This is a genomic window from Pseudomonas peli, assembly GCF_050563605.1.
Classification (GTDB): domain Bacteria; phylum Pseudomonadota; class Gammaproteobacteria; order Pseudomonadales; family Pseudomonadaceae; genus Aquipseudomonas; species Aquipseudomonas peli_A.
On sequence record NZ_JBNXUH010000009.1, the window covers coordinates 194433 to 216788 of the forward strand.

Annotated in this window: 15 protein-coding genes; 2 read left to right on the forward strand and 13 right to left on the reverse strand. The window is 60.9% G+C overall.

Annotated elements, in window-relative coordinates; translation table 11 throughout:
• Together xcpS and gspE are read right to left on the reverse strand one after the other, a co-directional pair.
• Positions 1-1218: a GspF family T2SS innner membrane protein variant XcpS gene (xcpS, locus tag ACQ4LH_RS13355; RefSeq protein ID WP_430697597.1), complete on the reverse strand. Its 1218-nt coding sequence runs from the start codon at positions 1216-1218 to the stop codon at positions 1-3.
• A gap of 13 nt (positions 1219-1231) precedes the next feature.
• Complete coding sequence (gene gspE, locus ACQ4LH_RS13360; RefSeq protein ID WP_430697598.1) at positions 1232-2719, reverse strand: type II secretion system ATPase GspE; 1488 nt, start codon at positions 2717-2719, stop codon at positions 1232-1234.
• A 250-nt stretch (positions 2720-2969) separates the two neighbouring features.
• On the opposite strand from gspE, the gene ACQ4LH_RS13365 reads away from it, so the two are divergent.
• Both ACQ4LH_RS13365 and gspD read left to right on the forward strand, forming a co-directional pair.
• The gene (locus ACQ4LH_RS13365; protein ID WP_430697599.1) at positions 2970-3614 is read left to right on the forward strand and encodes a type II secretion system protein N; all 645 of its coding nucleotides are present in this window, start codon (positions 2970-2972) and stop codon (positions 3612-3614) included.
• A gap of 4 nt (positions 3615-3618) precedes the next feature.
• The gene (gene gspD / locus ACQ4LH_RS13370; RefSeq protein ID WP_430697600.1) at positions 3619-5568 is read left to right on the forward strand and encodes a type II secretion system secretin GspD; all 1950 of its coding nucleotides are present in this window, start codon (positions 3619-3621) and stop codon (positions 5566-5568) included.
• A gap of 96 nt (positions 5569-5664) precedes the next feature.
• Here the strand turns inward: gspD and ACQ4LH_RS13375 are convergent, their stop codons facing one another.
• The 11 genes from ACQ4LH_RS13375 to ACQ4LH_RS13425 form a co-directional block, all read right to left on the reverse strand.
• A complete protein-coding gene (locus ACQ4LH_RS13375; protein WP_430697601.1) occupies positions 5665-8409 on the reverse strand; it encodes a peroxidase family protein in 2745 nt (914 codons plus the stop codon).
• Positions 8410-8546: 137 nt separating this feature from the next.
• On the reverse strand, positions 8547-11186 hold the full coding sequence (locus ACQ4LH_RS13380; RefSeq protein ID WP_430697602.1) for a LuxR C-terminal-related transcriptional regulator: 2640 nt from the start codon (positions 11184-11186) through the stop codon (positions 8547-8549).
• Between the two features lie 233 nt (positions 11187-11419).
• On the reverse strand, positions 11420-12631 hold the full coding sequence (locus ACQ4LH_RS13385; RefSeq protein WP_430697603.1) for an O-succinylhomoserine sulfhydrylase: 1212 nt from the start codon (positions 12629-12631) through the stop codon (positions 11420-11422).
• Positions 12632-12676: 45 nt separating this feature from the next.
• Positions 12677-14185 carry an amidophosphoribosyltransferase gene (purF, locus tag ACQ4LH_RS13390; protein ID WP_305593628.1) on the reverse strand — a complete coding sequence of 503 codons (1509 nt, stop codon included), beginning with the start codon at positions 14183-14185 and terminating at the stop codon, positions 12677-12679.
• Between the two features lie 45 nt (positions 14186-14230).
• On the reverse strand, positions 14231-14785 hold the full coding sequence (locus tag ACQ4LH_RS13395) for a CvpA family protein (RefSeq protein ID WP_282876907.1): 555 nt from the start codon (positions 14783-14785) through the stop codon (positions 14231-14233).
• Positions 14786-14933: 148 nt separating this feature from the next.
• A complete protein-coding gene (locus tag ACQ4LH_RS13400; RefSeq protein WP_430697604.1) occupies positions 14934-15557 on the reverse strand; it encodes an SPOR domain-containing protein in 624 nt (207 codons plus the stop codon).
• Positions 15541-16848, reverse strand: coding sequence for a bifunctional tetrahydrofolate synthase/dihydrofolate synthase (gene folC / locus ACQ4LH_RS13405; protein ID WP_430697605.1), 1308 nt, complete (start codon positions 16846-16848; stop codon positions 15541-15543). Before folC ends, ACQ4LH_RS13400 begins: the two co-directional genes overlap by 17 nt.
• Positions 16845-17729 carry an acetyl-CoA carboxylase, carboxyltransferase subunit beta gene (accD, locus tag ACQ4LH_RS13410; protein ID WP_411174000.1) on the reverse strand — a complete coding sequence of 295 codons (885 nt, stop codon included), beginning with the start codon at positions 17727-17729 and terminating at the stop codon, positions 16845-16847. The genes folC and accD overlap by 4 nt, the downstream gene beginning before the upstream one ends.
• A 218-nt stretch (positions 17730-17947) precedes the next feature.
• A complete protein-coding gene (locus ACQ4LH_RS13415; RefSeq protein WP_430697606.1) occupies positions 17948-18568 on the reverse strand; it encodes a phosphoribosylanthranilate isomerase in 621 nt (206 codons plus the stop codon).
• Between the two features lie 51 nt (positions 18569-18619).
• Positions 18620-19486, reverse strand: coding sequence for a tRNA pseudouridine(38-40) synthase TruA (gene truA / locus ACQ4LH_RS13420; protein ID WP_430697607.1), 867 nt, complete (start codon positions 19484-19486; stop codon positions 18620-18622).
• Between the two features lie 3 nt (positions 19487-19489).
• Positions 19490-22321, reverse strand: coding sequence for a FimV/HubP family polar landmark protein (locus ACQ4LH_RS13425; RefSeq protein ID WP_430697608.1), 2832 nt, complete (start codon positions 22319-22321; stop codon positions 19490-19492).
• Positions 22322-22356 lie beyond the last annotated feature (35 nt).

Here is a 22356-nt window from a genome sequence, read left to right on the forward strand (position 1 = left end):
TTACCCCACCAACTGATTGAGAGACAGAATCGGCAGCAGAATGGCCAGTACGATCACCAGCACCACCGCCCCCATAAAAACCAGCATAAAGGGCTCGAACAGCCCCACCAGCAGTGCCACCTGGGCACCCAAATCGTTTTCCTGATTACGCGCGGTGCGTGCCAGCATCTGGTCCAGCTCACCCGAGCGTTCACCACTGGCGATCATATGCAGCATCATCGGCGGAAACTGCCCGCTAGCCTCCAGCGCCCGGGTCAGACTGCCGCCCTCGCGCACCTTCTGCGCGGCAATCACCACGTCTGCGCGAATCACCCGGTTGGCGATCACCTGTGCGCCGATGCCCAGGGCTTCAACCAACGGCACGCCGCTGCGGGTCAGAATCGCCAGGGTCGAAGCAAACCGGGCGCAGTCAGTGGCACGAATCAAGCGCCCCACCAACGGGATGCGCAGCAGAAAGCCGTGCCAGCGCGCCTTGACCGCATCATCACGCAACGCCCAGCGCAGGGCGAACACGCCCAAGATGGCGAGAATCACCGCCAGCCAGCCCCAGCCTTTGACCCAATCACTCAAAGCAATCAGACCACGGGTTAACGCCGGCAGTTGCTGGCCGGAGTCGATAAATACGCGCACCACGTCCGGCACCACATAACCGAGCAAGAAGCCAACGATCAGCAGGGACGCGCACATCAGGATCAACGGATAGAGCAACGCCAACTGGATTTTCTGCCGCGACTGCTGACGTTGTTCTGTGTAATCGGCCAACTGCTCCAGCACCGGACCAAGGTGGCCAGCATGCTCGCCCGCCGCTACGGTGGCGCGGTAAAGCTCGGGAAAAGCCGAGGGGAATTCTTTCAGGCTGCTGGCCAGGTCATGACCTTCCAGCACCCGCGCACGCACCGCCAGCAGCATGCTCTGAATACGTGGCGAACTGGCTTGAGCGGCGGCCGCACGTAAAGACTCTTCGATGGGCAAAGCAGCCTGCACCAAAGTCGCCAACTGCCGGGTGATCAACGCCAGATCGCGGGCGGAAATGCCGCGGGCAAAACTGAAATGTGAGCCTGCTCCAGCATTTTCACGGGTACGGGTGGCTTTGACATCCAGCGGCGCCAGTTGCCGTTCACGCAAAATCTGCCGCACCTGGCGCGCGCTGTCGGCTTCCAGCACACCTTTCTGCTGGCGGCCTTTGCCATCGAGGGCGAGGTATTCGAACGCGGCCATTATTCTTCCCCGCTCATTCTTCGCGAGTCACGCGCAGCACTTCCTCAACCGTGGTCGCCCCTTCCAGCACCTTGCGTCGGCCATCCTCACGGATGCTCGGGCCGAGGGTGCGAGCGTGGCGGGTCATGTCCTGCTCGGAAGCGGCGTTGTGAATCAGCGTGCGCAGGTGGTCGTCGAACACCACCAGCTCGTAGATACCGGTTCGGCCGCGGTAACCCTGCTGATGGCACTCGGCGCAGCCGCGGGCGTGGAACAGAGTCGGTGGCTGTGCGAACGGCACGCCGAGCAATTTGCACTCGGCTTCGTCGGCCTGGTAGGCCTCTTTGCAATGCGGACAGAGCACCCGCACCAGGCGCTGAGCCAGCACGCCGAGCAAGGATGACGACAGCAGGAACGGCTCAATGCCCATGTCCACCAGACGGGTAATCGCGCCGATGGCACTGTTGGTGTGCAAGGTCGAGAGCACCAGGTGGCCGGTCAACGAGGCCTGCACAGCGATTTCGGCGGTTTCCTTGTCGCGAATCTCGCCGACCATCACCACATCCGGGTCCTGACGCAAGATGGCGCGCAGGCCACGGGCGAAGGTCATATCGACCTTAGAATTGACCTGAGTCTGGCCGATGCCTTCAAGGTGATATTCGATGGGATCTTCGACGGTCAGGATATTGCGTGTGCGGTCATTCAGGCTGACCAGGCTGGCGTACAGCGTGGTGGTCTTACCCGAACCGGTAGGCCCGGTGACCAGCAGAATGCCGTGGGGCTTGCGCACGGTGGCTTCCATCTGATCGCGATCACGCGCACTCATGCCCAGATGCTGCAAGTTGAGACGTCCAGCCTGCTTGTCGAGCAAACGCAGCACCACCCGCTCGCCATTGGCCGACGGCAGGGTCGAAACCCGCACATCCACCTCGCGACCGCCGACTTTCAGAGATATCCGTCCATCCTGAGGAATACGCTTCTCGGCGATATCCAGACGCGCCATGACCTTGATCCGCGACACCAGCAAAGCCGCCAGTTCGCGCTTGGGCTCCAGCACCTCACGCAGAATGCCGTCGACCCGAAAGCGCACGACTAAACGCTTCTCAAAGGTTTCCAGGTGAATATCCGAGGCGTTTTCTTTGATCGCTTCGCCGAGGATGGCGTTGATCAGGCGGATGATCGGTGCGTCATCTTCCTGCTCCAGCAGGTCTTCGGTTTCCGGCACCTGCTCGGCCAGCGCGGCCAGATCCAGGCTACCGCCGATATCCTCGGCCAGCTGCATGGACGCCGAATCATGCTGATAGGCCTTGGCCAGGGCCTGCTCGAAGGCCTCTGCCGACAGCGCATGCAGCGGTAACTGCGCGCCAACAAAGCGCTGCGCCTCGGCCAGCGCCACCAGTTCGACGCCCACACGATAAGCCAGGCAAGGGACACCGCCCTCCACTACGAGGACCACACCGTGACGCCTGGCAAAGCTGAAAGGTAAACGCCGTGATGGCACTTCTGTAAGCAACGCATTCATCCGTAATATGCCTTAAGCACAGAAAGCTGATGATGAACCCAAGAATAACAAGCGAGGGCTCAAAAACTGGGGTTTTGCAACATAGTTGTTGTAAGTTAGCCGCAATAGAGCGACAAACAGCGCGCTATCTTTAGCACATTGAACTGGTCTACACACTACCCCAACCAGGGGCTGCCAAATGCTTGGCAAATGTCTATGATCAGCGCGCGAACCACACCACATAATAATAAGTTACGGAGTGACGCCCCCCTTGCAGCTTACGGCTCCCCAACGCTGGCTACAGCGCCAGGCCACCTCCCTTGTTGGCATCGTGCTGATTCTTGCCATGAGCATCAGCCTGGCCTGGCAGAGCGCCGATTGGCTGCGTTTGCTGCGCGCGCCCGTAGCCGCCAGTAGCAACAGCGCAAGCGAAGCGCCAGTGGCAGCAGTCAACCCCGAGATCGGCCAACTGTTCGGCACCAGCAGCGCCGTCAGTGATGGCCCAGCCCCCAGTACCAACCTGCGCCTGACCTTGCTCGGCAGCTTTGTCCATGCCGATCCGCAACGCTCCACTGCAATCATCCTCAGCGAAGGTAGCACTGCCCAGCGCTACAGCGTCAACAGCGAAATCAGCAGCGGCGTGCGCCTGCATTCGGTGGCTGCCGACCGCGTCGAGCTGATGCGCAATGGCCGTCGCGAAAGCCTCAGTTTCCCGCTCAACAGTTCGACCGCTGGCAGCCTGCAAAGCAACACCCAGGATGCCATGGCCGATCCGCTAGAGCAGCTCAGCGAGATGGAATCCGATGATCTGAGCCAACTGCGTGAGCGTATGGACGCCCTACGCCAGCAGATGCAGGACTCCGGCAGCCTGCCTGAGACTGCAGAACCCACCGAACAGCCCATGGAAGAAAACTGACACGATGACTCCGACTCTCTCGCGCCTTACCTTCGCCCTGCTGGCCGCTGGCCTCGCCTGTAGTCCGCTGCAGCTGAGTGCTGCCGTTACCGCCGTCGCGCCGAGTGCCAGCCAGCAGGAAGAAAGCTGGACCATCAACCTCAAGGGCGCCGATATCCGTGAGTTTATCGACCAGGTCGCGCAGATCAGCGGGCAGACTTTTGTCGTCGATCCACGGGTCAAGGGCCAGGTCAGCGTGGTGTCCAATAGCCCGCTAACGCTGACCGAGGTCTATCAGCTGTTTCTCTCGGTGATGGCCACCCACGGCTTCAGCGTGATGACCCAGGGCGACCAGGCGCGCATCGTGCCCAACGCCGAGGCCAAGGCCGACGCGGATGCCGGGCGCAACGCGCCGGACCGCCTGGAAACCCGACTGATCCAGGTACAACATGGCTCGGCCACCGAGCTGATCCCGCTGATTCGCCCACTGGTGCCGCAATACGGCCACCTGGCAGCCATCACCAGTGCCAATGCGATCATCATCAGCGACCGCACAGCCAATATCGAACGTATCGAAGACCTGCTGCGCCAGCTCGACCAGAAGGGCCAGAACGACTACAGCGTGCTCAATCTGCAGCATGCCTGGGTCATGGACACCGCCGAAGTACTGCGCAGCGCCGTGGATCGCGGCCAGGCCAAGGGCGCTTCCGGCACCCAGGTGATCGCCGACGGCCGCACCAACCGCCTGATCCTGCTCGGCCCACCGGCAGCGCGGGCCAAACTGATGACCCTGGCGCAATCGCTGGACAGCCCCACCAGCCGCTCGGCCAATACCCGAGTGATTCGCCTGCGTCATGGCGATGCCAAGAGCATGGCGGAAACCCTCGGGGAGATTTCCGAAAAGCTCAAACCGGAAGCCGGCGGTGAAACCACCGGCAAGCCGCAGACCATCCTGATCCGCGCCGACGAAAGCCTCAACGCCTTGGTGCTGCTGGCCGAACCGGATGTAGTGGCGACCCTGGAAGACATCGTGCGCCAGCTCGACGTACCGCGCGCCCAGGTGATGGTTGAAGCGGCGATTGTTGAAGTGTCCGGCGATATTACCGACGCTCTGGGCGTGCAATGGGCCGTGGATGGCCGCGGCAGCACCGGCGGCCTAGGCGGCACCAACTTCAGTGGCACCGGGCTGTCGATAGGCCGCGTGTTGCAGGCTATTCAGGACAACGAAAACGACACCGATAACAACGCCCTGGCCACCCTGCCGGACGGCGCAATCATTGGCTTGGGCACCGACAGTTTTGGCGTACTGATTACCGCACTGTCGGCCAACAGCAAGAGCAACCTGCTGTCGACGCCGAGCCTGCTGACTCTCGATCACCAGAAGGCCGAAATCCTGGTCGGGCAGAACGTCCCCTTCCAGACCGGCTCCTTTACCACCAGCGGTTCGGGCGCCGACAACCCCTTCACCACCATCGAGCGCCAGGACATCGGCGTGACCCTGAAAGTCACCCCGCATATCAACGATGGCGCCAGTCTGCGCCTGGAAATCGAGCAGGAAATCTCCTCCATCGCGCCCACCAGTCAGGGCGTAAATGCTGTCGACCTGATCACCAACAAACGCTCGATCAAGAGCACCATCCTCGCCGAAAACGGCCAGGTCATCGTGCTCGGCGGGCTGATTCAGGATGACGTGACCGAGGCCGACTCCAAGGTGCCGCTGCTGGGCGACCTGCCGCTGATCGGTCGGTTGTTCCGCTCGACCAAGGAAACACGGATCAAGCGCAACCTGATGGTGTTTCTGCGCCCGACGGTTATCCGAGACGCGGCCGGTATGGCGGCGTTGTCCGGGAAGAAATACAGCGACATCCGCGTGCTGGGCGATATTCGTGAGAACTACAGCCCCGGCATCCTGCCACGCGACCCGGTACAGCTGTTCGACCAAGGCGAGCCTGAAGCTATCGATCTGCGCGAGTAACCTCGCGCCATACCTCAAGGCTATGGACAGAGCGGCATAGAAATAAAAAAAGGCCTCGGTAGATACCGAGGCCTTTTTGTTTAGCGCGACTAACGCTTATTTGTCTTCGTTACGCTGGTGTTTGAAGAACACCCCGTTGTCGCCAAAGGCCGAGGCGATAAAGGCCGAGGTCAGCTCCATCTCGCCAATCTTCACCGCGCTGTTACGCCGTTGAGCGGCGTAGCTGCGACTGATGGATGGGATGATCGAGGTCTTGATCTCCATCGAGGTGGCATACAGGTCATAGACCTTGGTGCCGGCATTCAAGGTCAGCAGGTCCGTGCGGAAATCATGGGCTGTGCTGGCAAAGCGGTTGCGCAGTTCCGTGCGCGGCACAAAGTAGATCTGCGTTGGCGCCTTGGGTTTAGCCACGGCGGCGCCAGCCTGGGTCACCTCGGCCATATCATTGAGCAGCAGCAGGGTCGGCTTCAGGCTTACCGCCGAGAACAGAATGGTGGTGCCCAGGGTGTCGTTGACTTCCGGCACCACGTACTGCGACAGCTCGTTGGCGAAGAAGTTATGGTTAGTGCCCTGCCCGCTCAGGGTGTACAGCGCCGAGACGTTCTCCGACGGCTTGCCATCGACAAAGGCCTTCCACGCCAGGCCTGGAGCAAAACCACGGTCAGCCGGATCACCGGTCACCGACAAACGCAGCAAACCACTATCAGAGCCCTGGAACAGGCCGCTGTAAGGGTTGTTCGGTACCGCGACGAACTTGACCTTGGCCATCACGCCATGAGGGTGAATCGGCTTCTCATAGCCGGCCGGGGCCACGTCGCTGCGAACCTTCACCTTGTTCCACAGAATCGAGCCGATCAGCCCACCGACATTGACGCGCTGCAACGCCGGCAGCTGGTCTGCCACGTATTGGGTGCGCAGTGCGCCGTTGACCCAGAGGTTTTCCTGTTTGTTGGCCCCAGGCCAGCTTTCGTAATCCGCCGGAATATTCAGGCCCCAGGGTTTGAAGGCGTTTTCCACTCCGGCCAGGCTGGCTTGCAGCTGCGGGTTATGCCGACGCAGCACATCGACCATGGTGGTGTGCTCGACCCAGTCGATCCCTTCCTGGGTGTACACCTCTGGGCGGTAGTCCTTGGTATAGAAGCGGTCCGCCATCAAGCGGCGTGAGGCGTTCATGATAAAGATCTGAAACGCCGTTTCACCGAAGGCAAAGCCCTCAGGGCGTACGGTTTCCGCCAACTGGCCGACCAGGGTGTCGATCTTCTCGATGTCGTTGCTGTACAGGCGCTTGAGCTCGGCCAGGGTCGCGGCGTCCTTGGTCAGGTCCTCGAACTTGGTGATCGGGTTGAGGCCGATCTGCCGGCGGAACTCGTTATAACGCGGCACGCCACGCTCACGGTCACGCAGCACGTCGATGGCGGCCAGGTCGATATCGCCCACCAGCGGCATCGACAGGTTACGCAGGAAGTTCGGGTAGTTGTTCAGCGTCAGCGAACCCGGGTTGGTGATGCCGAAGGAGTACCACAGGCGCTCCGGGCGCTCGTCGCTCAGCAGGTTTTCCGCGTCGCGATCACGGGTGTTCTGCAGCGCGATGGTGCGCGCAAACTGGTTCGAGCCGATGTCATACACCTGCACGTTGTCGCGCATCAGCGGGTGCATGCGGTACACCGCGACAAACTCTTCTGTGAGGGTGAACGGCACGCCGTAGTTGTTCGGCGCAGTAGAGCCAACGATGCCGGTCAGGGCGTGGTCGATGGCACTGTTGCCGACGCCTGGCGCGACGTTCGGGTCGAAACCGAGGATGCGTTTGACGAAAGAATCGGAGCGCGCCAGGTCCGCCTGGAGCATACGCACTTCGGCCTGGAAGTCGTCACGCGGGCCGCCCTGGCCGAGCAGGCCCCACCAGTTGGAGTACATGGCGCGCTCGGTGATCGGGTTGGCGATCACCGCCGGGGTCCACTCCACGGTATGGATCTTGGCCATCAGCGCCGAGTTGATCAGGCGCGTGCGGTCGTACAGCCACTGGTCGCTCTGCGCCGGGTACTTCTGCTTGAGCTTGCTGGCGATGGCGTTGTGTTCGAGGGTGAACAGCTGATGCAGCATGCTCAGCCCCACCCACCAGTTTTCGTTGAAGCCGGTGACCGGTTTGCCGCTGAGCAGCTCGGTAGGCAGGGTACCGTTGGCATTGATCTTGAGCTTGCCGTCAACAAACGAGCGCACCTTGTCGTTGGTTTCCTTGCTGCTGCCATACAGCTGCGAGCCGTCCCACCAGTGGGTGTTGTGGTTGCGGTAGGTTTGCGGCTTGCCGGTGTCACTGCTGCTGCGCGTCGGGTCAGGCCGCGTGCGCTTGACCGACATATTGCCGCTGCCCAGCACATCGCCTGGGGGCAGCGGGAACTGGATCGGGTCGGCGTCGGCATTCGGGCCGTGGTCGAACCAGTCGTGCACCATAAATTGAATCCAGGCGGCGGCGATAAAGTTCAGGCTCGGCGCCGGCTTGAACTCCTCGCGCGCCATCAGGCTGTTACTCACCTCACGCGGGTTGGGTGTGAGCAAGGTGCTGGTCTCGCCCTGGGTCACCGCCGGGTTGACGTTACGGCCAAAGCGCCGATACACCGAGCCCTCGGCCGGGTTGCTGAGAATGTTGCAGGTGCCGTCCTCAGTACGGGCCGCCAGGCTGCGCGCATCGCAGGTGATATCGGCGTTGTAGCCCGTGTAATTTTCGACATCGAAGAGGTTGTTCTCGAACAACGCCTGGCGTTCAACCGCCAGTACCAGTAGCCCGGAGACTACGCCCAACGTTCCCAGCTTGGTCAAAGCTGGCCAAGTGACCCATACCGACATGGCTATTGCTCCCGTTTTATTGTTGTAGGGACAAGGCGGCTACTGACATAGCAGCGCAGGATCAAGCCTATCGACGGGTATGGCGCAACGCCCCCTTCCGGCGGAGGGGCTATAGCCAATCAGTTATGCAGGGCGGTCTAGTTGAGCGAGGCGCGCGGCCGGACGGCGAGAATCGCCTCGGTGCGGCTGGAGACATTGAGCTTGGAGTAGATATTTTTCAGGTGCCATTTGGTGGTGGACAAGGCAATACCGGTCTTGTCGCTGATCTGGGTGTTCGAAAGGCCGCTAAGCAGGCACTCGAACACTTCCAGCTCACGCCCGGTCAGCAGGCCGCAGGCCAACGCATCAAGCGGCGGCGCAGCCTGGACACCCTGGAGAAATTCGCCGTAGTGCTCACGGTACTTGTCCGGCACCACCAGCAGCCCGGCCTGCGCCAGGTCCAGTACGCCTGCGGCAAACCCCGGCGCCTCATCGAATACCGAGCGGTTGATATTGACGATGCCATAGGTTTCAACCAGCCCCGCCAGAGCAGCCAGTTGCTGGCTCTTGCTCTGGCGGGGCGCTGCCAGCACCAGGCGGTTGGCTTCGACGATCAGCAACCGCGCACGCATCTCGCTTTGCCGCAACGAGGCCGCCAGCACCTTGAGAATCCGCTCGGCCTGGGCCAGGGCGCCGCGTGCCTGCAGCCAGTACACACAGGCCAAACCCTGGCGCTCCCAGTTTTCGTCATACGTGCGTACGCTCTCCCACTCCCCAGCCTGCAACCGCGCAGGCAGATCGTAACGCTGAGCCACGGCGTCCATGGCGGCACTCTTACCGCTCAGGTAGGCCTGACGCATGCTCTCCTGGGCCACCTGGCTGACAAAACGCGCGTAGTTGCCCAGCTGCAGGATGCACGACAACTGGTCGAGCAAACGGCTAGCACGCGCCATTTGCTGCTGACGATGCAGCAGCCGCGACAAGGTGATATAGACCGTGGCAATCGCCTCGGTGGCCGAGGATGAGTTGACCATCGCCATCAGCTCGTCACACAGCTGCTGCGCCTCGACCAGCTGATTCTGCTCATACAGCACCACCACCATCGCCGTGGCACGATTAACCCAGGCCGGCGCGCTTTTATCGGTGCGCAGGTAATCGCTGCACACCTCTTTGCGCGCATGGGTGGCGCGGCCGGCATTGCGGTGGCAGAGCGCGATAATCAGATCGGTGTAGCTCTCCAGAAAGCTGTGCCCGCACTGCGCGAGCAACTGCTTGGACTCGCTGGCAAAACGAATCGCATCCTGCAGGCGCGCCGCCAGTAGATGCTGGTAAGCAATCACCACCAACGTGCAGGCGCGGATTTCCAGATCCTGCCCCGGCCCGAGCAAATCGCGCCAGGCCGGCGGCGGCACAAAGTCCTTGTCCTGTTCGAACAAGCCCAGCAACAGGGCGAGAAACTGCCGCGTGGCCGGCTCCAGATGTGCGCCTGGCGCGGTGTGCTCGAGAGTATCGAGCAACTCCAGATGGTAGTGCGCCTGATGAAAACGCCGCGACAACGACAGCGCGGCAATCAGCCAGCCGAGCAGATTGGGTTGCGCCAGCAGCAGCGCCTCTGGCAGCGGCTCGAGCCAACGCAGAATGTCGCCGAACTGCCCGCTGCGTACCCATGACGCGCAGCAGTGCTCCAACAGCCCGAGGAAGATGCGCTGAGAGCTACAGCGCCGGGCATGCTGCAACGCCTGCTCATACTCGCCAAGACTCAGGTAATAGTCGGCAGCGCGGCTGTGCAGCTGATCCAGGCGGGCGTACTCCTCGACCTGCAGGCGGCGACAGAGAAAATCCTGCAACAGGGCGTGAAAACGGAACCAGCCGGGCTGATTTTCCACCGGCAGCAGGAACAGCTGGCGCTCAGCCAATTCTTCCAGCAGCAACGCCGAGCCACTGCGCTGCATCACATGATCGCAAATTGCGCCGTCAAAGCGCTCGAACAGACCACTGCACAGCAGAAATTCACGCAGGTTAGGCGGCAACTGACGCAGCACCACATGGCCGAAGTAATCGACGATTTCTGGCTGGCTGCCGTTAAAGCGCTGCAGCGCCTGAGTGCCGAAGCGCGCATAGGCCAGCAGCGCAATCTTCACCCCCGCCACCCAGCCTTCAGTCATGCCCAAGAGGCTGTCGACATACTCCTGACTCAATGCCTGACCGCCCAGGTGAGTATTGAGCTGCTGCACCTGCTCGACCGACAGACGCAGGTCATGCTGATCAATGCACAGCAGGCGGTTTTCCAGCTTCAGCTGGCTCAGGGCAAAGCCTGGGTGATTACGGCTGGCGATGATCAGGTGGACATGGCCTGGCAGCTTGTCGAGCAGCGCCGCCATCACCTCGAGAATGCTGCGCGATTCGATCCACTGAAAATCATCGAGCACGATAAACAGTGGTCCGTCGACCCGCACAAGGGCATCAGCGAGCAGGTCGCCCAATAGCTGCGGCGACAGGCTGGATGCCACCGCCAGAGGGTTGAACCAGGACGTATCGAAATCGCCCACTTGAGCGCGGATGCTGTCAGCCAGACGGCGGAAAAAACACAGCGGGTCGTTGTCCCGCGCTTGCAGCGGGTAATGCACCACCGCCGCAGCACAACAGCCGCGCCAGTGTTGCAACAGCGTCGACTTTCCCGAGCCGGCCGGGGCCAGCAGCAAAGTCAGGGCAAAGCGTTCACTGCGCGCCAGCAGCTCCAGCAGGCTCTGGCGGAGCACACCGTTGGCAGGCAGCACGCATGGCTGAAGTCGGTCCATCAGGCAGACCCTGTTCTTATTATTCTTCGCGCAGTCAGACGCCGCGCTTGGCGGTGGATGCTAGCGCCTGCGCACCTTCAGACTTTGAAGTGCGTCATGTTTTACCCGCCGCTAGCCAAAGGTTTGCCCACAGCCATACCCGCCAGAGAATGTGGCGAGGCAAGGGAATGCATTTGGGGGGAAATGAAGCAGCCTGGCGGGCCGGTTAAGGCCCGCCAGGTAAACAGAACCGCTTAAAGCGCAGCCAGACCGCGAGCCAGATCGGCTTGCAAATCGGCCAAATCTTCCAGACCGACCGCGACGCGGATCAGGTTGTCGCGAATACCGGCGTTAGCACGCTCGGCAGGGCTCAAACGACCGTGGGAAGTGGTCGCCGGATGGGCGATGGTGGTCTTGGTGTCGCCGAGGTTGGTGGTGATCGAGATCACCCGCGTGGCATCGATAAAACGCCAAGCCGCCTCTTTGCCGCCCTTGACCTCGAAGCTGACCACGGCACCGAAAGCACTCTGCTGGCGCTTGGCCAACTCATGCTGCGGGTGGCTGGGCAAGCCGGCGTAGTACACATGCTCAATGCCTGGCTGCTGCTCCAGCCACTGAGCCAATTGCAGCGCGCTGGCGCAATGCGCCTGCATGCGGATGCGCAGGGTTTCCAGGCCTTTGAGGAAGATCCAGGCGTTGAACGGGCTGAGTGTAGGCCCGGCGGTACGCAGAAAGCCCACCACTTCGGTCATCAGCTTGGCCGAGCCTGCGACCACACCGCCCATGCTGCGGCCCTGGCCGTCGATGTATTTGGTCGCCGAGTGCATCACCACGTCGGCACCGAGCTTGAGCGGCTGTTGCAACGCCGGGGTGCAGAAGCAGTTATCCACCGCCAGCAGCGCGCCTTTGCTGTGGGCGATGTCCGCTAAGGCAGCAATGTCCACCAGCTCGGCCAGCGGGTTGGACGGCGACTCGACAAACAACAGCTTGGTATTGGGTTTGAATGCAGCGGCCCAACCATCAAGGTCCGCCAGCGGCACGTAGTCAACCTGCACACCAAAGCGCTTGAGGTACTTCTCAAACAAGCTGATGGTCGAACCGAATACGCTGCGCGACACCAGTACGTGGTCACCGGCGCTGCACAGGCTCATGACAATGGCCAGAATCGCCGACATACCGGACGAGGTCGCGACCGCCTGCTCGGCGCCTTCCAGAGCGGCGATGCGCTCCTCAAAGGCACGAACAGTCGGGTTGGTGTAACGCGAGTAGACGTTGCCCGGCACTTCGCCGGCAAAGCGCGCGGCAGCATCGGCCGCGGTGCGGAATACGTAGCTGGAGGTTGGGTAGATCGCCTCGCTGTGCTCACCTTCTGGCGAGCGATGCTGCCCAGCGCGCACCGCCAGGGTATCGAAGCCCACGCCGTCGAGATCGCTGTCCAGACGCCCGGCTTGCCATTCAATCGTCATTGCCAATCCCCTCAACCGGCCCGCCGCAGCAGGCCGGACTGCAACCTAGTTGTTGTACAGGTCGATAATCGCGCTGACGGCCTGGGACTTGACCTTCGAGGCATCGTTGCGGGCCTGTTCAATCTTGTCCAGGTAAGCCTCATCGATATCGCCGGTCACGTATTTACCGTCGAACACCGCACAGTCGAAATTGTCGATCTTGACCTTCTTGCTACCACTGACCGCTTCGATCAGATCCGGCAGATCCTGGTAGATCAGCCAGTCGGCGCCGATCAGCTCGCAAACTTCCTCGGTGGTGCGGCCGTGCGCAATCAGCTCATGGGCGCTAGGCATGTCGATGCCGTACACGTTCGGATAACGCACCGCTGGCGCGGCCGAACAGAAGTACACGTTCTTCGCCCCGGCTTCTCGGGCCATCTGGATGATCTGCTTACAGGTGGTGCCGCGCACGATGGAGTCATCCACCAGCATCACGTTCTTGCCGCGGAATTCCAGCTCGATGGCATTGAGCTTCTGCCGTACGGATTTCTTGCGGGCAGCCTGGCCCGGCATGATAAAGGTGCGGCCGATATAGCGGTTCTTGACGAAGCCTTCGCGGAACTTCACGCCCAGATGGTTGGCCAATTCCAATGCTGCGGTACGGCTGGTATCCGGAATCGGGATAACCACATCAATGTCATGCTGCGGACGTTCACGGAGGATCTTGTCGGCCAGCTTCTCGCCCATGCGCAGACGCGCCTTGTACACCGAGATACCGTCCATAATCGAATCCGGGCGCGCCAGATAGACGTGCTCGAAGATGCACGGGGCGTATTTCGGATTCGCCGCGCACTGACGGGTGAACAGCTTGCCTTCCTCGGTGATGTACACCGCTTCGCCCGGCGCGAGGTCGCGAATCAGGGTGAAGCCGAGCACGTCGAGCGAGACGCTTTCCGAGGCGATCATGTATTCCACGCCTTCGTCGGTATGACGCTGACCGAAGACGATCGGGCGGATACCGTTAGGGTCACGGAAACCGACGATGCCGTAACCGGTGATCATCGCGACTACCGCGTAACCACCCAGGCAGCGCTCGTGCACGTCGGTGACGGCGGCGAACACGTCTTCTTCGGTGGGCTGCAGCTTGCCGCGCTGGGCCAGCTCGTGAGCAAACACGTTGAGCAGCACTTCCGAATCGGAGTTGGTGTTGACGTGGCGCAGGTCAGACTCGTAGATCTCCTTGGCCAGCTGCTCTACGTTGGTCAAGTTGCCGTTGTGCGCCAGGGTGATGCCGTACGGCGAGTTGACGTAGAACGGCTGGGCTTCGGCCGAGCTGGAGCTGCCCGCAGTCGGGTAGCGCACGTGGCCAATGCCCATATGGCCGACCAGGCGCTGCATGTGGCGCTGTTGGAACACATCACGCACCAGGCCGTTGTCCTTGCGCAGGAACAGGCGGCCATCATGGCTGGTGACAATACCGGCAGCATCCTGGCCGCGGTGCTGGAGGACGGTGAGCCCGTCATACAGCGCCTGATTGACGTTCGATTTACCGACGATACCGACAATGCCGCACATGTGACGCAACCCCTACTCAATGAAACACGATGATTCGCAATGCACTTACGGCAGCTTAGGCTGCTGCAGCGCCTCTTTGAACGGTAACTCCACCGGCGCCGTAACGCCGCTGGCCAGCCACTCACTGGACAGACCCAGGATCAGGTTTTTCGACCAATCAGCAACCATCAAGAAATGCGGCACAAGTGCTGACTCCTGCCACCAACTGTCTTGTTGAACCGGAGCCAGGCTGATCAAACCGACCAGCACCACGACCAGCAGGCCTCCGCGCGCCGCGCCGAAAACCATGCCGAGAAAACGATCGGTCCCCGACAGTCCGGTCACCCGGATCAATTCACCAATCAGGTAATTGACCAGGGCACCGACCAACAGGGTGACCACAAATAGAATCGCGCAACCTGCAATGACGCGCGCCGAGGGCGTCTCGATAAAGTCCACCAGGTGCTGCGACAGTGCGCCGCCGAACATCCAGGCAACCACGCCAGCAATAATCCAGGTAAGCAGTGACAGGGCTTCCTTGACGAAGCCTCGGCTCAGACTGATCAGACTTGAAACGGCGACAACGGCGATAATCGCCCAATCGACCCAGGTGAATGCCACGATGCAGGTTACCGACGAGAAAGGCGCTGCATTTTAGCAGAGCACCTGCGCGGGGCGTAAGCAAAGGATTCACCAACCGCTGAAATGCCCGGCCCGCCTAGTAGCGGGCCAGGTAAATCGGCTTGGCGATGAACGCCAAGCCGCTTGCTCAGCCCGCTTCGGGCTGAAAACGCACCACAAAACCATTGAGTTTGTGCTGACGATTGAGCTGATCACGCAGGCGATCCGCCTCGGCACGCTCGATCAGCGGCCCGACAAACACCCGGTTCATGCCATCGACGCTGCGGATATAGGCGTTGTAGCCCTGGCTGCGCAGGGTTTTCTGCAGCTTCTGCGCGCCATCACTGCTGGACAGGCTCGCCAACTGCACCGACCAGCTGATTGGCAGGCTGTTGGCATCCAACTTACCCGGCGCAGGCTGAGGCGCCGTTATTACAGGCTCAGGTACTGCAGACTCAGGTGCTGTAGCCGGTGTAGCCGGAGTTATTGGCGCGGTCGGTTGCTCGGCCACAACAGGCTCGCCTGGCTCCAGGCTTTGCGCGGCTTCAGCACCAATCGGCTCATCGGGCAATATTTGCGGCTGGGGAACGGCCACCGGTTGCAGTTCAACCTCAGGGACCTCGGGCGCCACCGGCATTGCCGGCGCATCAACCTGAACCCGCTGCGACTCATCTTCACGCGACAGCAGCATCGGCAGGAAAATCACTGCCAGCGCCAGCAATACCAGCGCACCGACCATGCGCTGCTTCAACCCCTTATCCAGCAAAGCCATCCTGCACGCCCCCATTGGCTTGGCGGGCCAGCCAATCCAGGGCCTCGGCCACGCAGTAGAAAGATCCAAACAGCAGCACTTCATCGCCATCCGAAGCCTGCTCACACTGAGCTTCAAGCGCTGCCTGCACACTGGCATAAGCGACCACTTGCGCCCCGCTGTTATGCAGATGCGCCTGCAACTCGGCGGCTGCGCGCGTGCGACTGGTCGGCAAAGCCGCCACCGCCCAACTGTCCACTTCGCTTAACAACGGCGCCACTACACCAAGTAGGTCCTTGTCAGCCAGCAAACCAAACACGGCCAGGCGCTTGCCTGACAACGCCCGACTAGCCAGGCGCTGCGCGAGATACTCGGCAGCATGGGGATTATGCCCAACATCGAGCAGCAGCGTGAGTGACTTGCCCTGCCAATTAATCATTCTGCGATCCAGTCGCCCGGTCACCCGCGCCTGCTGCAGTGCCTGACTGATCACCTCGGGCTGCCAGGGTAATTGCATCACCGCGTAAGCCTGTAAGGCCAGAGCAGCGTTTTCCATGGGCAGATCGAGCAGCGGCAAGTGCTCCAGACTCAGCACTTCGCCCTGATGGTTGAGGCCGTACCAAGACCAACCCTGCGCGTTGATGCTCAGGTCATAGTCACGGCCACGCAGGAAAAACGGAGCGTCGAGCAACGCCACCTGATCAAGCAGAGGCTGCGGCGGCTCAAGATCGCCGCACAGGGCAGGCTTACCCGCGCGGAAGATACCGGCCTTCTCGAAGGCAACCGACTCACGGGTATCACCCAGCCAGTCGGCATGATCAATGCCGATGCTGGTGACCAGAGCGATATCGGCATCCAGCAGATTCACAGCATCCAGTCGACCACCAAGGCCGACCTCCAGCACCAGAGCATCCAGCCCAGCTTGCTGGAATAGCCAGAAGGCGGCCAGGGTGCCCATCTCAAAATAGGTCAGCGAGGTTTCCCCGCGCGCGGCTTCCACCACGGCGAAGGCCTCACAGAGCATGGCATCCGTGGCTTCGACGCCCGCGACCTGCACCCGCTCGTTGTAACGCAGCAGATGCGGCGAGCTGTAAACACCGACCTTTAGCCCCTGCCCTTGCAGCAGCGAGGCAATAAATGCGCAGGTCGAGCCCTTGCCATTGGTTCCGGTGACGGTAATCACCCGCGGCGCCAGCTTGGCCAAGCCAAGGCGCTGCAGCACTACCCGAGAACGCTCCAACCCCATATCAATGGCGCTCGGATGCAGCTGCTCCAGATAGCTCAGCCAATCAGCAAGGGAGCGCTCGGTCATGCAGTCGCCGGCAAGGCTACAGGCGACGGCAGCCCCATAAACTGAGCCAGCAGACGCGCCAGGCGCGGACGCAATTCGGCGCGGTGAATGATCATATCGATGGCGCCGTGCTCCAGCAGGAACTCGCTACGCTGAAAGCCTTCCGGCAGTTTCTCGCGCACGGTTTGCTCGATCACGCGCGGGCCGGCAAAGCCGATCAGTGCACGGGGCTCGGCGACAATTACATCACCGAGCATGGCCAGGCTGGCAGACACACCGCCATACACCGGGTCGGTCAGCACGGAAATAAACGGAATACCTTCTTCACGCAAACGCGCCAGTACGGCCGACGTCTTGGCCATCTGCATCAGCGAGATCAGCGCTTCCTGCATACGTGCGCCGCCGGATGCGGAGAAACACACCAGCGGGCAACGCTGCTCCAGAGCGGCATTGGCGGCGCGGACAAAGCGCTCACCAACGATGGCGCCCATCGAACCGCCCATGAAGGAAAACTCGAAAGCGCAGGTCACAATCGGCATGCCTTCCAGAGTGCCGCGAATGGCCACCAGGGCATCTTTCTCACCGGTCTGCTTTTGCGCACCGGTGAGGCGATCCTTGTACTTCTTGCTGTCGCGAAACTTCAGGCGATCAACCGGTTCAAGGTCGGCGCCCAGCTCTTCACGACCCTCGGCATCCAGGAAGATATCCAGGCGCGCGCGAGCATCGATACGCATGTGGTGATTGCACTTGGGGCAAACATCCAGGGTCTTTTCCAGCTCGGGCTTGTACAGCACCGAATCGCAGGACGGGCACTTGTGCCACAGGCCTTCGGGTACCGAACTCTTTTTGACCTCGGAACGCATGATCGATGGGATCAGTTTGTCTACCAACCAGTTGCTCATGCTCTTGACTCTCCAAAGCTGTTAACCGGACGGGCTGCGCTAAATGCGACCAGGCCTAACCGGGAAAATTCATGGGTACAGTCGTTTCAGGGGTCGGTGCACTGCCATCAGCACTTACTCACCCGCCGCCTCGAACGACCGCCTGCAGCGTTTATCCAACCTGCAACAGGGTTATGGACGGCCAAGCCCGCAGTGCCGTCACATCAACCAGGCACACCTCAAGCAGCCTTCACCGCCTGCATAAAAGCGCGAATCTTCTCGGCGTCCTTGATGCCTTTGGCCATTTCTACACCGCCACTGACATCCACGGCATAGGGACGCACCTGAGCGATGGCCTGCGCGACGTTCTCAGCCGTCAGGCCGCCTGCCAGAATAACCGGCTTGCTCAAACCTTCAGGCACCAGCGACCAATCGAACGCTTCACCTGTGCCACCCGGAATGCCTGGCACATAGGTATCGAGCAACACGCCACTGGCATTCTTGTAGAGCGCCACTTGGGCGGCAATATCATCGCCTGGCTTGACCCGCAGCGCCTTGATATAGGGACGGTGATAGCCATCACAGTCTTCCGGGCTCTCATCGCCATGGAACTGCAGCAAATCAAGCGGCACTGCATCGAGAATTTCGCCCAACTCGCAACGGCTGGCATCGACAAACAGGCCCACAGTGGTCACAAAAGGCGGCAACGCGGCAATGATCGAACGCGCCTGCTGCAGCGTGACGGCGCGCGGACTCTTGGCATAAAACACCAGGCCAATCGCATCCGCACCCGCCTCCACTGCCGACACTGCATCCTCTATGCGGGTAATGCCACAAATCTTGCTGCGAACGGCTGACAACAGGATGACCTCGATAAATTCAGTTGGAGCCGGATGCTAGCAAATAGCTTTTCAGGCGTCAGCCGCCACATCAGGCAAGCCGGAAAGAAAGTGCGGCCCCAGGTAGCGCTTGGGCAAGTCGAACTCCTCAGGGTAGTCGACCTGCACCAAGTACAGCCCATAGGGATGCGCGGTCACTCCACCGGTGCGACGCACGCGGGTTTCCAGCACTTCCTGCGCCCACTCAACCGGCCGCTCGCCCGTTCCAATGGTCATCAGCACCCCTGCGATATTGCGCACCATATGGTGAAGGAACGCATTGGCGCGGATATCCAGCACGATAAAGCGCCCGTGCTGCAGCAGCTCCAGGTGATGCACCGTCTTGATCGGCGACTTGGCCTGACACTGGCGCGCGCGGAAGGCACTGAAATCATGGGTACCGATAAATGCGCGGGACGCCTGACGCATGCGTTCGACATCCAGCGGCCGATGATTCCAGGTGACTTCTTCGGCCATATGCGCCGGGCGAATCTGGTCGTTATAAATCACATAACGGTAGCGCCGCGCCTGGGCGCAGAAGCGCGCATCAAAGTGCGCTGGCATCGACTTGGCCCAAGTCACGCTGATATCACCGGGCAGGTTCATATTCGCGCCCATGACCCAGGCATGCATGGAGCGATCGACCGGCGTATTGAAATGCACCACCTGCGCACTGGCATGCACCAGTGCATCGGTGCGCCCGGCGCAGCTCAGGGTTACGGAAACGCCGCCAGCGACTTTCGCCAGGGCTTTTTCCAGCGACTCCTGAATGGAAGGCACACCGGCACACTGGCGCTGAAAACCGCGATAACGCGAACCTTTGTACTCGACACCCAGGGCTATCTTGAAAACGCCAACGGCAGCCGAGTCGGCTGCCGTTGTAGTAAGACCATCAGACATGTATCAGACCAATTTAGCGATCAGCTCACGCGCTTCATTTTGCTGACCTTCGTTACCTTCGGTGATGACTTCATCGAGGATATCGCGAGCACCTTCGGTATCGCCCATGTCGATGTAGGCGCGAGCCAGATCGAGCTTGGTCGCCGTCTCGTCGGTACCCGAGAGGAAGTCGAAGTCATCGTCATTATCCATGCTGGACGAAGCGGCGCTTGCCGGCATACCCAGATCAGCGGGTTGATCCAGATCATCAGACAGCAGATCCAGTTCGGCGCTGACTTCATCCAACTGAGCTGCGAAGCTGTCACTCGATGGCTGCGCTGGCACGTCATCATTCAGCGACAGATCGAAATCAGCCGACAGATCGAAATCACTGCCCGCTTGCTCACTCGGCAGATCAAAACCTGGCTCAGCCGCTACCGGCGATGCACTTGGCTCGTCATCCAGACTCAGCAGGAAATCATCTTCGGCAGCCGCAGCTGGCTTGGCCGGGGTATCCAGATCCAGGCTGAAATCAGCCAGATCACCACTCAGATCCAGGCCGCTGTCGCCGCTATCAGCAAGGCTCAGGTCAAAACCCAGGTCGTCGTCTTTGTTATCGGCTTGCTCAACTGGCGAACTGAAATCCAGGTCGTTATCCAGCGACAGGCTGTCCAGATCATCCAGGGAAGCATTATTACCAGCAGCCTGCAGATCACGATCCAGTTCGGACTCAAGATCATCCAGACTCAGATCGAATGCATCGTCCTGATCGCCAGCAGCGGCTTTCGGACTCGGCTCGTCCAGGGCCAGATCGTCCAAACTGAAGGTGTCCAGGCTTTCTTCAGCAGCAGCCGCGGCAGCAAAGCCTGCGCCAGCAGCAACGACCATGGCTGGGTAGCGGGCCTTGATCTGATCAAGTTCAGCGGCACTACCACCGATTTCACGCAATTCGTTGTCCTGACGGGCGAAACCATTGCGGTCACCCATCTCGGCATAGACTTCCATCAATTTCAGACGCAGATCACTGCGCTGCGGCTCATCATTGATGGCGCCCTGCAACAGTTCAGCAGCCTGCGGGAAGCGGCCATAAGCGATGTAGATATCCGCCTCGCCCAGCGCATCACCGGTTTGTGCGGTCACGCGCTCTTCATTCGGCAGATCGGATTGCTGACCATCGAGATCGTCAGCCACACCGGCAAAGCTGTCATCCGGCAGATCCAGGCCTGCGCCCAGATCAGACGAGCCATCGTCAGCCGCCAAGCTTTCCTGCAACTCGGCTTCTTTCAGTGCATTGCGGCGCGACAGCATCATCAGCGCAATCAGCAATACCAGCAGCGCACCACCACCTGCGGCGCCCAACAACATCGGATTGGCCAGCAGATCATCAATGGTGCTGCTTTCAGCCTGCGGCTCGGCCACTACCGGCGCCTCGACAACTGGAGCAACAGGCGCTACCGGAGCAGGCTCAGGCGCAGCAATAGGTGCCGGCTCAGGCACCGCGACTGGCGCCACGGCTTCTGGCTGGGCAGCGGGCTCTTCGCTGTAATTAAAATCCGTCTCAGGTGTGGCAGCAGGCACTACAGGAGTAGCAGCAGCTGGATCCTGTGGCGCGGCCTCTGGAGCTGGCTCAACCGGAGCAGCCGGCGTTTCAACTACCGGAGCTACTGGGGCGACAGGTGCAGCAGCTGGGGCCTGGCCTTGCGCAGCAAGGTCAGCCTGCAGCTTGGCCATCTGGTCGTCTTTCAACTGGATCAGACGCTGCAGTTTGTCGAGTTGACTCTGTAGATCAGTCATGCGGCCTTTCAGCTCATCGTTTTCACGACGGCTGGAGTCCAGGCTTTCCTGGGTCACGGCCAATTTGTCAGTCAACGCTTTGCTGTCGGCTGCGCCCTTGTCGCTGCCGGCAGTGGCTTTACCGCTGTCAGCGGCAACCAGTTTCAGGCTGTCGCCGGTTTCAACTTTGGCCGGTGTAGCTGCGGCACTGGTGCGTTTAGTGGCATCCAGCTGACGAGCGCTAGCGGCAACACTGCGACCTTCACGCCAGGCTGCGTTCTGCTCGGCAACCTGAGCGAGGGCTTCGCCCTGGGCACGGCTCTTGACTTGTTGCTCATCAGGCAGACGCAGCACCTGACCGTTTTTCAGGCGGTTGATGTTGCCACCGATAAAGGCATCCGGGTTCAGATCCTGGATCGCCAACATGGCCTGATGCACGCTGCCGCCAGCACGCGCCCGCTGAGCAATTTCCCAGAGAGTGTCGTTGGCGGTGGTTTTGTATTCATTACCTTCCAGCGGTTTGGCCGCTGGCGCAGCAGGTGCTACGGGAGCCGCCGGGGCGGCTGGCTGAGCGGCAGCAGCTGCTGGGCGCGGCGCTGGAGCTGGAGCCTGTACACGTGGCGCTGGAGCCGGGGCGGCTACAGGCAGGCGTGCGGCAGCAGGGGTAACGCTTTGCGGGGTATAGAGTGGCGGATCAAGCAGCAGGGTGTATTCGCGCAGCAAGCGGCCATTTGGCCAGAGCACTTCCACCAGGAAGTTCAGGTAAGGCTCACGCATTGGCTTGCTGGAGGTCACCCGAATAACGCTTTTGCCATTGGGTTTGAGCACCGGAGTGAATTTCAGGTCCGTCAGGAAGTACTGACGATCAACTCCGGCTTTGTTGAATGCTTCCGGGGACGCCAGGGTAGGCAGGACTTCATTGGAAGCCAGGTCGCGCACCTCCAGCAACTCAATCTCAGCCACCAGCGGCTGATTGAGCGCCGATTGCAGGGTCACCTCACCCAGCCCCAGCGCGTGCGCCATACCGGATGACATTGCCGAAGCAGCTGCGATTGCCAGCACCAGTTTGCGAACCCGAACCATAGCGTTATCCCTTGTTTTATCTTTTTTTCTCGACC